Here is a 15,462-nt window from a genome sequence, read left to right on the forward strand (position 1 = left end):
GACGTCTCACAGCGGGCGGCGATGAATCTTTCGTCCGGTGAGGACCTTGGCCGCGATCACGCCCAGTCGCATCATGCCCGCATAGGTCATGGGGTTGAACGCCGTCGGCCAAACGGTCCTGATCAGGTGTTCATTGATCGGTCGGCGGGCGAAGCGGTCGGTGAGCCAGCGCAGCGTCATCGGCGCCGACAGCGGGTGCAGGAGCATGTGCTCGTTGAACGCGTCGCGGTGATAGGTGACGCTGGCGCCGCCGGCCGAATAGGCGTCCGCCAGCGCGTCGATGTCGTGGACGTCGATCAGGTAGTCGTGGACGGCCTGCACGATCAAGACCGGCGGCGCGGGTGTTGCGACGCCCAGCTTGATGTTGTCGAAGACGTACGACACCTCGGGGGTCGACAAGATGTCTTCGAGCGGCTCGTCGAGATAGTCGCCCATGTTCTTGCCGGCCATTCGCAGCACGGCCTCGACCGTCGTCATCGACTCCAGCCGGTCCAACAGGGCGCGTCCTTCGTCGTTCGTGTGCTCTTGGATGACCTTGTTCAAATCGGGGTAAATGTGTGCGAGCGCGGCCACCACCATCGCAGGTAGGCCCGCCAGGAAGCCGCCGTTGAGGCGCCGGAAGGTATGACCCAGATCGCCGACCGGCGATCCCAGCACCGCCCCGACAATGTCGAGCTCGGGCGCGTAGTCGGCGCACATTTCGGCGGCCCACGCGCTGGCCAGCCCGCCGCCGGAGTATCCCCACAGCCCGACCGGCGCCGATCGAGAAGTTGGGATCCGGGCCGAATTCATGGCAGCCCGGATGCCGTCGAGGGTGCGGTAGCCCGGCTCGTAGGGGGCACCCCACATGCCCAGCAGCCCTTCGTGGTCGGGCACCGAGACCACCCAACCTTCGGCGACGGCCGCGGCCACCAGGAAGAGCTCCAATTGGGCGATGGAACCGAGAGCCTTCGATCTCCTGCGCAGCGCATAGGACGGAAAGCAGCGCGCCGACATGGCGTCGATCGCGCACTGATACGAAAGCAGCGGGCTGTTCTGTCCGACCACGCGTTCGGCCGGGATGAGGACCGTCGTCACGCACGCCTCGGGGGCGCCGTTCATGTCCGTGGTCCGGTAGAGCAGCTGGATGGCCGAAACCGATTGCGGAATCAGGCCGAGAAAGGCCAGTTCCACCTCGCGGGAGCGCAGCACGGTGCCGGGCTCGGCGTGTCGGAAACCGGAAGGCGGCTGATAGAACGGGTCGTCCGAGGGCAGCAGCGGGCGCGCCTTGGGCTGCAATTCCTCGTGTGGCGGCCGACCAATCCATTCCGCACCGTCGGTACCTGCCAAATTGCCGAGTTCAACCAATTCAGGATCCCTTCTAGGCCATCGGGCATCTTCCCGCATGAACAGTCGGTAACCAAACTGTAATGGCCAGGCTGTGAGCGATTGCTCGTCAAGCCGGTCCGGTGGCGCAGATTAAGGCTGGCCGGGCGGCCGCAGCGCGGCAAATTCGTCGGTCACTCGCAGTGCGGCTTCGGTGAAGTGGTACAAAGCCGCCGGTCGCCCACCGCTGCGACCCGACTGCGCGATGGTGCCGGTCTGGGTGATCACGCCGCGACGGACCAGCACCCGCTGCAGATTCGTCGCATCCACTTGGTAGCCCAGCGTAGCGCTGTAGATGTCGCGCAGCGTAGAGAGCGCGAATTCCTTTGGCGCTAAGGCGAATCCGATGTTGGTGTAGGACATCTTGGCGACCAGCCGGGCATGTGCGTGCGTCACCATCGGGCCGTGGTCGAACGCCATCGGCGGCAGCGCACTCACCGGGTGCCACCGGGTGTCCGGCGGCAGCTCCGGAGTGGCGGGGGAGGGCACCAGGCCCAGGAAGGTCGACGCGATCACCCGCGCGCCCGGCACGCGGCCCGGGTCGGAAAAAACGGCGAGCTGCTCCAGGTGGGCCAGCTCGCGCAAATCCACTTTCTCGGCCAGTTGGCGCCGCACCGACGTGGTCATGTCCTCGTCGTTACGCAACCGTCCGCCCGGCAGCGACCAGGAGCCGCGTTGGGGATCGCGCGCACGTTCCCATAACAGCACGTTAAGCTGCGGTTTTCCCTTTCGGGAGGCTCCCTTAACCTGCTCGGTCGCCTGGTGAACCTGGAACACGACCGCGAGCACTTCATGCGCGGTGCTACCATTGGGCATGTTTTCGATTGTAAGTCGAAAACCTCCTAAGTCGAAAGGAGTCGCCGTGACGGTCATGAATCGCACGGACCCGCTCGCCGAAGACATGATTGCCGGCATCACCAATTCCCCCGCCGGTTACGGCGGCGTCGATGGTGATGAGCAGTGGGCCAACGAGATTCGCCGTCTGGCGAACCTGCGGGGCGCCACCGTCCTCGCCCACAACTACCAGCTGCCCGCGATTCAGGACGTGGCCGATCACGTCGGCGATTCGCTGGCGCTGTCGCGGATCGCCGCCGAAGCGCCGGAGGACACCATCGTGTTCTGCGGTGTGCACTTCATGGCCGAGACCGCCAAGATTCTGAGCCCGCAGAAGACCGTGCTGATCCCGGATCAGCGGGCCGGTTGCTCGCTGGCCGATTCGATCACACCCGACGAGCTGAGCGCCTGGAAGGACGAACACCCCGGCGCCGTCGTCGTCTCCTACGTCAACACCACCGCGGCGGTGAAGGCGCTCACCGACATCTGCTGCACCTCGTCCAACGCGGTCGACGTGGTCGAGTCGATCGACCCCGATCGCGAGGTGCTGTTCTGCCCGGACCAGTTCCTGGGCGCCCACGTCCGTCGGGTGACCGGCCGCAAGAACATCCACGTGTGGGCCGGCGAATGCCACGTGCACGCCGGAATCAACGGCGACGAGCTCACCGATCAGGCCCGCGCCAATCCCGACGCCGAACTGTATGTGCACCCCGAATGTGGTTGCGCCACTTCGGCGCTGTACCTCGCCGGCGAGGGAGCCTTCCCCGCCGAGCGGGTCAAGATCCTTTCCACCGGCGGCATGTTGGACGCCGCATACCAGACGCGGGCCCGCAAGGTCCTGGTTGCTACCGAGGTCGGCATGCTGCACCAATTACGCCGAGCCGCACCGGAAGTCGACTTCCAGGCGGTCAACGACCGCGCGTCCTGCAAGTACATGAAGATGATCACCCCTGCGGCGCTGCTGCGCTGCCTGGTCGAAGGCGCCGACGAGGTGCACGTCGACCCGGAAATCGCGGCGGCGGGCCGACGCAGCGTGCAGCGCATGATCGAAATCGGCCAGCCGGGCGGCGGCGAATGATGCCCCGCCCCGCCTGGACCGATAGCGCCGACGTCGTCGTCATCGGCACGGGTGTCGGGGGGTTGGCCGCCGCGCTGGCGGCGCACCGTGCCGGCCGCAACGTCGTCGTTCTCAGCAAGTCTGAAGAAACCCACGGGGGCACGGCTACGCACTACGCGCAGGGCGGGATCGCGGTCGTGCTGCCGGACAACGACGACTCCGTCGAGGCCCATGTCGCCGACACCCTGGCCGCGGGTGCCGGAATGTGCGATCCCGGCGCGGTCTACTCGATCGTCGCCGACGGCTACCGCGCGGTCAGCGAATTAGTCTCGGCCGGTGCGCGATTCGACGAGTCAATGCCCGGCCAGTGGGCGCTGACCCGCGAGGGCGGGCATTCGCGACGGCGCATCGTTCATGCCGGCGGCGACGCCACCGGCGCCGAGGTGCAGCGGGCACTCGACCACGCCGCCCGGATGCTGGATATCCGCTGCAGTCACGTGGCGTTGCGGGTGCTGCACGACGGCACGGCGGTGACCGGCGTGGCCGTGGGCAATCCGGACGGCGTCGGGATCATCAGCGCGCCCTCGGTGATCCTGGCCTCCGGCGGCCTCGGGCATCTCTACAGCGCGACCACCAACCCCGACGGATCCACCGGCGACGGAATCGCTTTGGCGTTGTGGGCCGGCGTCGCGGTGAGCGACCTCGAGTTCATCCAGTTCCACCCGACCATGTTATTCGGCGGCCAGGCCGACGGTCGTCGGCCGCTGATCACCGAGGCCATCCGCGGCGAGGGTGCGGTATTGGTTGATCGGCAAGGCAATTCGGTCACCGCCGGAGTGCACCCGATGGGCGACCTGGCGCCGCGCGATGTCGTCGCGGGGGCCATCGACGCGCGGCTGAGGGCCACCGGCGACGAATGCGTCTTCCTCGACGCGCGTGGCATCGACGGCTTCGAGGCCCGTTTCCCCAACGTGACCGCCGCGTGCCGGGCAGCCGGCGTAGACCCTGTCCGCCAACCTATCCCGGTGGTGCCGGGAGCCCACTACAGCTGCGGCGGCGTGGTCACCGATGTGCACGGTCAGACCGAGCTGCCCGGGCTGTTCGCCGCCGGTGAGGTGGCCCGCACCGGCATGCACGGGGCTAATCGCTTGGCGTCCAACAGCTTGCTGGAAGGCCTGGTGGTGGGTGGCCGCGCGGGGAAGGCCGCTTCCATACATGCGCTGTCGGCCGGACGGGCGCTCGCGATCCCGCCCGATCCGATCGCCCACACCGCGTCGAAACGCCGCGAACTGCAATCCGCGATGACGCGCGACGCGTCGGTGGTCCGTGACGCGTCAGGGCTGCAGCGCTTGTCCGAGACGCTGTCTCGGGCGCGGGTGCGCGTGATCGAGGGCCGTCGCGATTTCGAGGACGTCGCGTTGACGCTGACCGCCCGCGCGGTGGCCGCTGCGGCGTTGGCCCGCAGTGAAAGCCGGGGGTGCCACCACCGCGCCGAGTACCCGGAGTCCGCGCCGCAAAAGGCCCGCAGCATCATGGTCCGGTCGGCCGACACGGTGTACGCCGAAGAGCTGGCGGCGGTGTCCTGATGGCTGCCCTGATGACACTGTCCGACGCCGAGCTGGCCGTTGCCCTCGACACCGTGCGGCGTGGCCTGGACGAGGATCTGCGCTACGGACCCGACATCACCACCCTCGCGACGGTGCCCGCCGGCGACGCGACGGCGGCCATGGTGCCCCGGGAAGCAGGCGTCATCGCCGGGTTGGATGTCGGCCTGCTGGTGCTCGACGAGGTGCTCGGTGCCGGCGGCTATCAGGTGCTCGATCGCGTCGACGACGGTGCCCGTGTGCAGCCCGGCCAGCCTGTTTTGACCGTGCGGGCCGAGAACCGCGGGCTGTTGACCGCCGAGCGCACGATGCTGAACCTGATCTGCCACCTGTCGGGGATCGCCACCGCGACCGCGGCCTGGGTGGACGCCGTCAGCGGCACCAAGGCGCAGGTCCGCGACACCCGCAAGACGCTGCCCGGCCTGCGTGCCCTGCAGAAGTACGCGGTCCGGGTCGGCGGCGGGGTCAACCACCGCCTCGGGCTGGGCGACGCCGCACTGATCAAGGACAACCACGTCGCGGCGGCCGGATCCGTCGTCGAGGCGCTGCGCGCGGTGCGCGAGGCCGCACCCGATCTGCCGTGCGAGGTCGAAGTCGACTCGCTCGAGCAGCTCGACGAGGTACTGCCCGAAAAGCCGGAGCTGATCCTGTTGGACAATTTCCCGGTGTGGCAGACCCAGATCGCCGTGCAGCGTCGTGACTCCCGCGCGCCCACGGTGCTGCTCGAGTCGTCGGGCGGGCTGAGCCTGCAGACCGCCGCGGATTACGCCGGCACCGGAGTGGACTACCTGGCCGTCGGCGCGCTGACGCACTCGGTACGCGTGCTCGATATCGGGCTGGACATGTAGGGCTGGCCCAGATGCGGCAGCTGACCTTCGAAGACGCCGGGCGGTATATCTGGCGCGACGTGCCGGAGCCGGAAATCACCGCGCCGGACCAAGCCGTGGTCAGGCCGCTGGTGGTGGCCTGCTGCGACCTCGACATCGCGGTTGCCAACGGCCAGGCGCCGCTGCCGCCCGGCTACGCCGTCGGGCACGAGGGGCTGGCCGAGGTGGTGGCCGTCGGCGATGCCGTCGGCACCGTCCGGCCGGGCGACTGGGTCGTGGTGCCGTTCCAGATCAGCTGCGGCAGCTGCTCGGCTTGCCGCCGCGGCGTGACCGGCTCGTGTGGCTCGGTGCCGCTGATGGCGATGTACGGTCTCGGCCCGCTCGCCGGTCTCAACGGCGGCGGATTCATGTCGGACGAGGTGCTGGTGCCCTACGCCGACGCGATGCTGCTCCCCGTCCCGGACGGCGTGCAGCCCAACGCGATCGCCTCGCTGTCGGACAACATCCCCGACGGCTGGCGGGCGGTGGGGCCGTATGCGGCCGAGTTGGCCGCGCTCGATCCGGCCGACCGCCGCGTGCTGGTGGTGGGCAAGCTCTCGATCGGGCTGTACGCCGCCGCGTTCGCGGCCGCGCTGGGAGCGCGCGTCGACTACGTCGACCACGATGTGCGCCGGCTGGCGGCCGCCGAGAAGCTCGGCGCGGTGGTCCACGATCGGGTGAAGCCCGACAAGACCTGGGAGCCTTACCCGGTGACGGTGCACACCTCCGCCGATCCGTCGCTGCTGGCCGCCACGCTGCGGGCGACCTGGCCGGACGGCGTGTGCACCGATACCGGGATCTACTACCAGCCGATCGTCGAGATGCCGCTGCTGCCGATGTACACCCGCGGGGTGAGGTTCGTCACCGGGCGGGTCAACGCGCGGTCGGCCATTCCGCGGGTGCTGGAGCTGCTGGCCGGCGGATGCGACCTGTCACCGGCCCTCGACCGGGTGGTGCCCTGGGCCGAAGCGCCCTCGGTGTGGCCGACGATGACCGGCAAGACCGTCTTCACCCGGGCGTAGACCTTCTGGCGTCGCTCGTCCGGTGTCGAGTGTGCGTCCTGGGCGGCGACCCGCCGGCGCAGGCCGCCGCCAGCGCACGGTCAAGGGCGCGGGCGCACACTCAACGCGGCAGTAGGCCGCGCCGCGGTTCAGGCGATGTCGCTGACCAGCACCGCCATCCGGCGCAACTGCAGACGCACCAGCCGGGGCAGGCCCGTGCCATCGGACCCCGCGGGCAGGATCCGGGGATTGGTGATGTGCACGACGCTGCGGGCAAAGTGCAGGTCAGCCTGCCCGGCGGCCAGCACGTTCTTCACCCAGTCGGTCTTGCCGTGGCCCAGCGCAATCGCCAACACATTGCCGTTGCGATAGGCCGTCACGATGGTCTTGTACGTCTTGCCCGACGTGCGGCCGCGATGCTCGATCGTGCCCGTGCCGGGCAGGAAGCGCGCGATCGGCTTCAAGGCCGGGTTGACGTATTTGACCTGGAAGTTCTCAAACCACGTCGGATATACCATCGGGATGCCCGGAGCGTTGTTCGGGTGATCCTTTGTGGACATGCCGGCTCCCTTGTGGAACGTCTGTGCGCTGATTATCGGCACTGTACCGGCCGGATATTGATTTGAGTTCCTCTGGGACAATGGACGCTGTGACTGCCACATCCCGATCTGTGCTGGCCCGCATCGACCTGCGGGGCGCGGAGCTGACGGCTGCCCGGCTGCGGGCGGCGTTACCGCGTGGCGGCGCCGATGTGGAGTCGGTGTTGTCGAAGGTGCAGCCGATCGTGCAGGCCGTTGCCGAGCGCGGGGCCGAGGCGGCGCTGGAATACGGCGAGTCGTTCGACGGCGTACGCCCGGCGGCGGTCCGGGTACCCGGGGCCGCGTTGCGGGCCGCGCTGGACGGGCTGGACGCTGACGTCCGCGACGCCCTGCAGGTGATGATCGAGCGGACCCGCGCCGTACACGCCGACCAGTGCCGGACCGACACCACCACCGTGCTCGGGCCGGGTGCCACCGTCACCGAGCGCTGGGTGCCCGTCGAGCGGGTCGGCCTGTATGTGCCCGGCGGCAACGCGGTGTATCCGTCCAGCGTGGTGATGAACGTCGTCCCCGCGCAGGCCGCGGGAGTCGACTCGCTGGTGGTGACCAGTCCGCCGCAGGCACAGTGCCAGGGCCAGTTCGAAGGCCTGCCGCACCCGACGATCCTGGCCGCGGCCCGGCTGCTCGGCGTCGACGAGGTGTGGGCCGTCGGCGGGGCGCAGGCCGTCGCACTGCTGGCCTACGGCGGCGTCGACACCGACGGCACGCAGCTGGCGCCGGTCGACCTGATCACCGGGCCCGGCAATGTCTACGTCACGGCCGCCAAGCGGCTCTGCCGCTCGCTGGTCGGCATCGACGCCGAAGCCGGGCCGACCGAGATCGCCATCCTGGCCGACCACACCGCCGACCCGGCGCACGTGGCCGCCGACCTGATCAGCCAAGCCGAACACGACGAGATGGCCGGCAGTGTGCTGGTGACCGCGAGCGAAGACCTGGCCGCGGCCACCGACACCGAGGTCGCCGCGCAGCTGCAGACCACGGTGCATCGTGAACGGGTGACGAGCGCGCTCAGCGGCCCGCAATCGGCGATCATCCTGGTTGACGATCTCGACGCCGGTGTCAAGGTGGTCAACGCCTATGCCGCCGAGCACCTCGAGATCCAGACCGCTGACGCGCCGCAGGTTGCCGGCCGAATACGTTCGGCCGGAGCGATTTTCGTCGGCCCGTACTCTCCGGTAAGCCTCGGCGACTACTGTGCCGGCTCCAACCACGTGTTGCCGACCGCGGGCAGCGCCCGGCACTCCAGCGGTCTTTCGGTGCAGACCTTCCTGCGTGGCATCCACGTCGTGGACTACACCGAGGCGGCCCTCAAGGACGTCTCCGGACACGTGGTCACCCTCGCGAAAGCCGAAGACCTGCCCGCCCACGGCGAGGCGGTCCGGCGGAGGTTCGAACGATGACCGCATCCGAGCGGCAGGTGACCCTCGACGACCTGCCGCTACGCGCCGACTTGCGCGGCAAATCGCCTTACGGCGCACCGCAATTGGCGGTTCCGGTGCGGCTGAACACCAATGAGAACCCGCACCCGCCCAGTCAGGCTTTGGTCGACGACGTCGTCCGGTCCGTGCGGGAGGTCGCCGCCGATTTGCACCGCTATCCGGACCGTGACGCGGTGGCGCTGCGCACCGATCTGGCGCGTTACCTCACCGCGCAGACCGGAACCCGGCTCGGTTTCGAAAACCTCTGGGCCGCCAATGGATCCAACGAGATCCTGCAGCAGCTGTTGCAGGCGTTCGGCGGGCCGGGACGCAGCGCGATCGGATTCGTCCCGTCTTACTCGATGCACCCGCTGATTTCCGAGGGCACCCGCACCGAATGGCTCGAGGCCCCGCGCAGTGACGACTTCAACCTCGACATCGACGCGGCCGTCGCCGCCATCACCGAGCGCAAACCGGACGTGGTATTCGTCACCAGCCCGAACAACCCGACTGGACAAAGCATTGCGCTGCCGGATCTGCGCCGGCTACTCGACGTGACACCGGGCATTCTGATCGTCGACGAGGCCTACGGCGAGTTCTCGTCGCAGCCCAGCGCCGTCGAGCTGATCGAGGAGTACCCGACCCGGCTCGTGGTCAGCCGCACGATGAGCAAGGCGTTCGCGTTCGCCGGCGGCCGGCTGGGGTATCTGGTCGCCACGCCTGCGCTGATCGACGCGATGCTGTTGGTGCGATTGCCCTATCACCTGTCGTCGGTCACCCAGGCCGCCGCCCGGGCCGCGCTGCGCCACGCCGACGACACCCTGGGCAGCGTGGCCACCTTGATCGCCGAACGCGAACGAGTGATGGCGGCCTTGAGCCGCTTGGGCTTTCGGGTGATCCCCAGCGACGCGAACTTCGTGCTGTTCGGCGAATTCGCGGACGCGCCCGCCGCCTGGCAGCGCTACCTGGAGGTGGGCGTGCTGATCCGCGACGTCGGCATTACCGGCTACCTGCGCACCACCATCGGACTTGCCGACGAGAACGACGGGTTCCTCAGGGCGAGCGCCCAGATCGCCGCCACCGAGCTGGCCCCAGCCAATCCCAGCCCGCTAGGCGCGATCGCAAGCGCGACGACGCCGCGTGCGGCGGGGCGCGACCACGTATTAGGAGCCTCGTGACGACCCCCGAAACAGGAAAAGCGACGCGCCGCGCGCGCATCGAACGCCGCACCAAGGAATCCGACATCGTCGTCGAGCTGGACCTCGATGGCACCGGTCAGGTGCACGTCGACACCGGTGTGCCGTTCTATGACCACATGCTGACCGCGTTGGGCAGTCACGCCAGCTTCGACCTGACCGTGCGCACCGAGGGCGACGTGGAAATCGAAGGACACCACACGATCGAGGACACCGCGATCGTGCTGGGCCAGGCCCTCCGGGAGGCCCTTGGCGACAAGAAGGGTATCCGCCGGTTCGGGGATGCCTTCATTCCGATGGACGAGACGCTCGCGCACGCCGCCGTCGACGTGTCCGGCCGGCCGTACTGCGTGCACAGTGGCGAGCCGGATCACCTGCAGCACACCACCATCGCTGGCAGCTCGGTGCCCTATCACACCGTGATCAACCGGCACGTGTTCGAATCGCTGGCGGCCAACGCCCGCATCGCCCTGCACGTGCGGGTGCTGTACGGGCGCGACCCGCACCACATCACCGAAGCGCAGTACAAGGCCGTCGCACGCGCGTTGCGCCAGGCGGTCGAACCCGACCCCCGTGTGTCGGGTGTACCGTCCACCAAAGGTGTTCTGTGACAACACGATCAGTCGTGGTGCTGGACTACGGCTCGGGCAATCTCCGGTCTGCGCAGCGTGCGCTGGAGCGCGTCGGTGCGACGGTGGAGGTCACCGCCGACGCGCGTGCGGCCGCGGCCGCCGACGGGCTGGTGGTGCCCGGGGTCGGCGCGTACGAGGCGTGCATGACCGGACTGCGCAAGATCGCCGGGGAGCGGATCATCGCCGAACGGGTGGCCGCCGGGCGCCCGGTGCTCGGGGTCTGCGTCGGCATGCAGATCCTGTTCGCGCGCGGCGTGGAATTCGGGGTCGAGACGTCCGGGTGTGGGCAGTGGCCCGGATCCGTGACCCGGCTGGACGCCCCGGTGATCCCGCACATGGGCTGGAATGTCGTCCAATCCGGCTCGGGCAGTCGACTTTTCAACGGTCTGGATGCGTCCGCCCGGTTCTACTTCGTGCATTCCTACGCCGCGCAGCGGTGGGAAGGCTCGCCGGAGGCCGTGCTGACGTGGGCCACCCATCAGGTGCCGTTTCTGGCGGCGGTCGAGGACGGTCCGCTGGCCGCCACCCAATTCCACCCGGAGAAGAGTGGGGACGCCGGTGCGGCCGTATTGAGCAACTGGGTTGAGGGACTGTAGATGTCATTGATTTTGTTACCCGCTGTCGATGTTGTCGAAGGTCGTGCCGTGCGCCTGGTGCAGGGCAAGGCCGGCAGCGAAACCGAGTACGGCTCGGCGCTGGACGCGGCACTGAACTGGCAGCGCGACGGTGCCGACTGGATCCATCTCGTGGACTTGGACGCGGCGTTCGGCCGCGGTTCCAACCGCGAATTGCTTGCCGAGGTGGTCGGAAAGCTCGACGTGTCGGTGGAGTTGTCCGGCGGGATTCGCGACGACGACTCGCTGGCGGCGGCGCTGGCCACCGGCTGCGCCCGGGTCAACCTGGGGACCGCGGCGCTGGAGAATCCGCAGTGGTGTGCCCGGGCGATCACCGAGCACGGTGAGAAGGTCGCCGTCGGTTTGGACGTCCAGATCGACCCGAGCCATCCACACGGCGAGTACCGACTGCGCGGACGGGGCTGGGAAACCGACGGTGGCGATCTGTGGGATGTGCTGGAACGCCTTGACGCCGAAGGATGTTCGCGGTTCGTCGTCACCGACGTCACCAAGGACGGCACGCTGGGCGGCCCGAACCTCGACCTGCTGGCCCGTGTCGCCGAGCGCACCGACGCCCCGGTCATCGCGTCCGGTGGCGTGTCGAGCCTGGACGACCTGCGCGCGATCGCCACTCTCACCGACCGCGGCGTCGAGGGAGCCATTGTGGGCAAGGCGCTCTACGCCGGGCGGTTCACCTTGCCGCAGGCACTGGACGCGGTGCGGCGGTAGAACGATGGATCTGCACGCACTGCTGGCCGAGGCGTCGACAATCCTCGACGCAGCGGTGGAGCCGTTCGTGGCGGGGCACCGCGCCGATTCGGCGGTACGCAAGAAGGGCAACGACTTCGCCACCCAGGTTGATCTGGCGATCGAGCGGCAGGTTGTCGCGGCGCTGCAAGCGGCCACCGGAATCGGGGTGCACGGCGAGGAATTCGGTGGCACACCGGTCGATTCACCATGGGTGTGGGTGCTGGATCCGATCGACGGCACCTTCAACTACGCCGCCGGTTCACCCATGGCGGCGATACTGCTGGGCCTGTTGCACGACGGCGAGCCGGTGGCCGGCCTGACCTGGATACCGTTCACCGACGACCGCTATGCGGCTCTCGCCGAGGGGCCGTTGATGAAGAATGATGTCGCGCAGGCGCCGTTGAACCACACGCCGCTGGCCGACACCCTGATCGGCGTCGGCACATTCAACGCCGACTCTCGGGGACGATTCCCGGGACGTTATCGACTCGCGGTGCTGGAAAAGCTGAGCCGGGTGTCCTCGCGACTGCGCATGCACGGTTCGACCGGCCTTGACCTGGTTTATGTGGCCGACGGAATCCTTTCGTGCGCAGTTCATTTCGGCGGCCAGGTGTGGGATCACGCCGCCGGGGTCGCGCAGGTTCGCGCCGCGGGTGGCACCGTCACCGATCTGCTCGGTCAACCCTGGACCCCCGAGTCTCGGTCGGTGCTGGCCGCCGCCCCCGGCGCGTACGAAGAGATCCTCGAGATTCTGCGCAGTGCCGGTCGACCGGAGGACTACTGAGATGCATGCGGGTACCGACCTTGCCGTGCGCGTGATTCCGTGCCTGGACGTCGACGACGGGCGCGTGGTCAAGGGAGTCAATTTCGAGAATCTGCGCGACGCGGGTGACCCCGTCGAACTCGCCGCGGCCTATGACGCCGAGGGCGCCGACGAGCTGACCTTTCTGGACGTGACCGCGTCCTCGTCGGGCCGGGCGACGATGTTGGATGTGGTACGCCACACCGCCGAGCAGGTGTTCATCCCGCTGACCGTCGGCGGCGGCGTCCGCGCCGTCGCCGACGTCGATGTCCTGCTGCGGGCGGGGGCGGACAAGGTCTCGGTGAATACCGCCGCGATCGCACGCCCGGACCTATTGGCAGAGATGTCAAGGCAATTCGGCTCGCAATGCATCGTGTTGTCCGTCGACGCTCGCAGGGTGCCGTCCGGTTCGACCCCCACGCCATCGGGCTGGGAGGTCACCACGCACGGCGGGCGCCGCGGCACCGGCATCGACGCCGTCGAGTGGGCGGCCCGGGGTGCCGACCTCGGAGTGGGGGAGATTCTGCTCAATTCGATGGACGCCGACGGCACCAAGGCCGGTTTCGATCTGGCGATGTTGCGCGCGGTTCGTGCCGCGGTCACGGTTCCGGTGATCGCCAGCGGCGGCGCGGGCACGGTCGACCACTTCGCGCCCGCGGTTGCGGCCGGTGCCGATGCGGTGTTGGCGGCCAGCGTCTTTCACTTCCGCGAGCTGACGATCGGGCAGGTGAAGGCGGCGATGGCCGCGGCAGGGATCACGGTACGATGACACTCGATCCCGACATCGCCGCGCGCCTCAAGCGCAACGCCGACGGCCTGTTCACCGCCGTCGTGCAGGAGCGAGGCAGCGGCGACGTGCTGATGGTCGCCTGGATGGATGACGCGGCGCTGGCCCGCACCCTGGAAACCCGTGAGGCCACTTACTTTTCGCGATCCCGCGGCGAGCAGTGGATCAAGGGTGCGACGTCGGGGCACACCCAGTATGTGCACTCGCTGCGCCTGGACTGCGACGGTGACGCCGTGCTGCTGACTGTCGACCAGGTCGGCGGAGCCTGCCACACCGGAGACCACAGCTGCTTCGATGCCGGCGCGCTGCTCGAACCCGAGAACTAGCGGGGCGCCACGTCCAGGCTATTGGCCGCCTCGATCGCGGCGCGCGTCCATTCATGACGAAAGACCGCCGGTGAGATGCGATCCCGGCGAACGACTTCCAGATCGATGGGCTTGCCGTTGATCACCGCGTTGGGCACCCGGAACGAGTACGCGGGCTCCTCGGTGGCGACGGCAAGGATGGCGTCGTTGTCGGTGAAGTTGTTGGCGCGCATGACTTCCTCCGCCCAGCGGAATGGCTTGAGGCCATCGAAGCGTTTGACGTAGACGACCCATAGCCGGGTGCCGCGGGTGTCGTAGAGCTTCCTGAGGGCCCGGTCCACCGCGTCGTACTCCAGCGGGCCAAGCACTCCCGATTGGTCGGTGATCTGGCCGGAGAGCTTGATTGCCGGATTCGTGGGAGTCGAGGCCTGCCCGCTCGTTGGCGCGACAGAATGCGCGTTGGCGTTGCCGGATTGGTGCGAGCCGCCGAACACCCGGACCCCGACGAGGACGGCAAGGCCGACCAGGGCCAGACCGACGACCGCGGCGACCGCCACCGCCGTGCGCCGGGTGCTGCGTGCGGCCGGCGTTGCGGGTGAGGCGGTTTGGGGCGCAGCGATTGCTTCGGTGTCCGCGATCGGGGCCGCTTGGGTCGGACCGACGGCGTCGGCCGCGGTGTCGAGCTGGCTGCCGAGCGCGGCGGCGAAATCCGTACACGTCGCGAAACGATCGGCGGGGTTCTTGGCCAACGCCTTGGCGAGTGCGCCGTCGAGATCCGCCAGCTCGGGCCGGCGCCCGCTGACCGGCGGCGGCGGCGTGGACAAATGCTGTGTGATGACCACCGCGGGATTGGAATTCTGAAAAGGGGCGGCACCGGTCAACAGATTGAACGCGGTACATCCCAGCGCGTATTGGTCGGCCCGTCCATCGATGTCGAGTCCCTGCAGCTGCTCGGGCGCGCAATAGGCGGTGGTGCCCATCATCATGTTTGTCGCTGTCAGGCCGCTGATTTCACCCAGCTCGCGAGCAATGCCGAAATCGGCCAGCAGGATGCGCCGTCGCGGCGCGGCATCGCTGATCAAAATGTTCGCTGGTTTGACGTCGCGGTGCAGCAGGCCGCGCGAATGCGCGTAATCCAGCGCGTCGGCCACGGCGGCGACGATTTCGAGGACGTCGGCTTTCGGCAACCCCGACGGGTACTGGCGCAGCAGCTGCGCGGCGTCGGTGCCCTCCACGTAGTCTATCGAAATCCACAGTTGCCCTTCGTATTCGCCGCGGTCGTGGATACCGACGATGTGCTCGTTGTACAGGCTGGCGGCGAGATCGGCCTCCCGGTTGAAGCGCTGCCGAAACTCGACGTTGTCGGTGAGCTCGGCGGGCAAGATCTTCAGGGCGTCACGGCGCGGCAGCCGCGGATGCTGCGCCAGATACACCTCGCCCATCCCGCCGGCCCCCAGCCGCCGAATGATCCTGAATCCAGCGAACAGCGCGCCTTCGGGTAAACCATTGCTTTGCGGCATGTGAGCATGCTACTGAGACGATGGTTGCGGCGGCCGGCAAATCGCGGCCGTGCGGCGCAGCGTCACGCGGCGCGCCCCGAGTCGGCACCGGCCGACGATTTCGATCAGAATG

General features: G+C 68.5%; 16 protein-coding genes. 12 read left to right on the forward strand and 4 right to left on the reverse strand.

What is annotated here, in order from left to right; translation table 11 throughout:
• Positions 1 to 6 precede the first annotated feature (6 nt).
• Together MJO58_RS11950 and MJO58_RS11955 are read right to left on the reverse strand one after the other, a co-directional pair.
• On the reverse strand, positions 7 to 1,347 hold the full coding sequence (locus MJO58_RS11950) for a lipase family protein (protein WP_239722941.1): 1,341 nt from the start codon (positions 1,345 to 1,347) through the stop codon (positions 7 to 9).
• Positions 1,348 to 1,458: 111 nt separating this feature from the next.
• On the reverse strand, positions 1,459 to 2,181 hold the full coding sequence (locus MJO58_RS11955) for an NUDIX hydrolase (protein ID WP_090601669.1): 723 nt from the start codon (positions 2,179 to 2,181) through the stop codon (positions 1,459 to 1,461).
• Between the two features lie 46 nt (positions 2,182 to 2,227).
• On the opposite strand from MJO58_RS11955, the gene nadA reads away from it, so the two are divergent.
• From nadA to MJO58_RS11975, 4 genes are read left to right on the forward strand one after another with little or no spacing between them, the layout of a single operon-like run.
• Positions 2,228 to 3,277: a quinolinate synthase NadA gene (gene nadA / locus MJO58_RS11960; protein ID WP_090601670.1), complete on the forward strand. Its 1,050-nt coding sequence runs from the start codon at positions 2,228 to 2,230 to the stop codon at positions 3,275 to 3,277.
• Positions 3,277 to 4,842: an L-aspartate oxidase gene (locus MJO58_RS11965; protein WP_239723246.1), complete on the forward strand. Its 1,566-nt coding sequence runs from the start codon at positions 3,277 to 3,279 to the stop codon at positions 4,840 to 4,842. Before nadA ends, MJO58_RS11965 begins: the two co-directional genes overlap by 1 nt.
• Positions 4,843 to 4,853: 11 nt before the next feature.
• Positions 4,854 to 5,708 carry a carboxylating nicotinate-nucleotide diphosphorylase gene (gene nadC, locus MJO58_RS11970; RefSeq protein ID WP_090608897.1) on the forward strand — a complete coding sequence of 285 codons (855 nt, stop codon included), beginning with the start codon at positions 4,854 to 4,856 and terminating at the stop codon, positions 5,706 to 5,708.
• An 11-nt stretch (positions 5,709 to 5,719) separates the two neighbouring features.
• The gene (locus MJO58_RS11975) at positions 5,720 to 6,748 is read left to right on the forward strand and encodes an alcohol dehydrogenase catalytic domain-containing protein (protein ID WP_090601671.1); all 1,029 of its coding nucleotides are present in this window, start codon (positions 5,720 to 5,722) and stop codon (positions 6,746 to 6,748) included.
• Between the two features lie 128 nt (positions 6,749 to 6,876).
• On the opposite strand, the gene MJO58_RS11980 is transcribed toward MJO58_RS11975, so the two are convergent.
• Positions 6,877 to 7,287 (reverse strand): nitroreductase family deazaflavin-dependent oxidoreductase, encoded by a 411-nt coding sequence (locus tag MJO58_RS11980; protein ID WP_090608898.1) that lies wholly within the window; start codon positions 7,285 to 7,287, stop codon positions 6,877 to 6,879.
• A 110-nt stretch (positions 7,288 to 7,397) separates the two neighbouring features.
• Between MJO58_RS11980 and hisD the strand changes: the two genes are divergently transcribed.
• The 8 genes from hisD to hisI are packed head-to-tail and all read left to right on the forward strand — an operon-like array spanning position 7,398 to position 13,851.
• Complete coding sequence (gene hisD / locus MJO58_RS11985; RefSeq protein WP_239723247.1) at positions 7,398 to 8,726, forward strand: histidinol dehydrogenase; 1,329 nt, start codon at positions 7,398 to 7,400, stop codon at positions 8,724 to 8,726.
• A complete protein-coding gene (locus MJO58_RS11990) occupies positions 8,723 to 9,922 on the forward strand; it encodes a histidinol-phosphate transaminase (RefSeq protein WP_239722942.1) in 1,200 nt (399 codons plus the stop codon). The genes hisD and MJO58_RS11990 overlap by 4 nt, the downstream gene beginning before the upstream one ends.
• Entirely contained in the window at positions 9,919 to 10,551 is a 633-nt protein-coding gene (gene hisB / locus MJO58_RS11995) for an imidazoleglycerol-phosphate dehydratase HisB (protein WP_090601674.1), read from the forward strand. The genes MJO58_RS11990 and hisB overlap by 4 nt, the downstream gene beginning before the upstream one ends.
• A complete protein-coding gene (gene hisH / locus MJO58_RS12000; RefSeq protein WP_239722943.1) occupies positions 10,548 to 11,168 on the forward strand; it encodes an imidazole glycerol phosphate synthase subunit HisH in 621 nt (206 codons plus the stop codon). The genes hisB and hisH overlap by 4 nt, the downstream gene beginning before the upstream one ends.
• Positions 11,169 to 11,915 carry a bifunctional 1-(5-phosphoribosyl)-5-((5-phosphoribosylamino)methylideneamino)imidazole-4-carboxamide isomerase/phosphoribosylanthranilate isomerase PriA gene (gene priA, locus MJO58_RS12005; RefSeq protein ID WP_239722944.1) on the forward strand — a complete coding sequence of 249 codons (747 nt, stop codon included), beginning with the start codon at positions 11,169 to 11,171 and terminating at the stop codon, positions 11,913 to 11,915.
• Between the two features lie 4 nt (positions 11,916 to 11,919).
• The gene (locus MJO58_RS12010) at positions 11,920 to 12,720 is read left to right on the forward strand and encodes an inositol monophosphatase family protein (RefSeq protein WP_239722945.1); all 801 of its coding nucleotides are present in this window, start codon (positions 11,920 to 11,922) and stop codon (positions 12,718 to 12,720) included.
• A 1-nt stretch (position 12,721) separates the two neighbouring features.
• Positions 12,722 to 13,507: an imidazole glycerol phosphate synthase subunit HisF gene (hisF, locus tag MJO58_RS12015; RefSeq protein ID WP_090601678.1), complete on the forward strand. Its 786-nt coding sequence runs from the start codon at positions 12,722 to 12,724 to the stop codon at positions 13,505 to 13,507.
• Entirely contained in the window at positions 13,504 to 13,851 is a 348-nt protein-coding gene (hisI, locus tag MJO58_RS12020) for a phosphoribosyl-AMP cyclohydrolase (RefSeq protein ID WP_090601679.1), read from the forward strand. The genes hisF and hisI overlap by 4 nt, the downstream gene beginning before the upstream one ends.
• On the opposite strand, the gene MJO58_RS12025 is transcribed toward hisI, so the two are convergent.
• Positions 13,848 to 15,350 (reverse strand): serine/threonine-protein kinase, encoded by a 1,503-nt coding sequence (locus MJO58_RS12025; RefSeq protein WP_239722946.1) that lies wholly within the window; start codon positions 15,348 to 15,350, stop codon positions 13,848 to 13,850. The two genes, hisI and MJO58_RS12025, sit on opposite strands and share 4 nt — an antisense overlap.
• Positions 15,351 to 15,462 lie beyond the last annotated feature (112 nt).

It is taken from the genome of Mycobacterium lentiflavum (genome assembly GCF_022374895.2).
Taxonomy (GTDB): Bacteria; Actinomycetota; Actinomycetes; order Mycobacteriales; family Mycobacteriaceae; genus Mycobacterium; species Mycobacterium lentiflavum.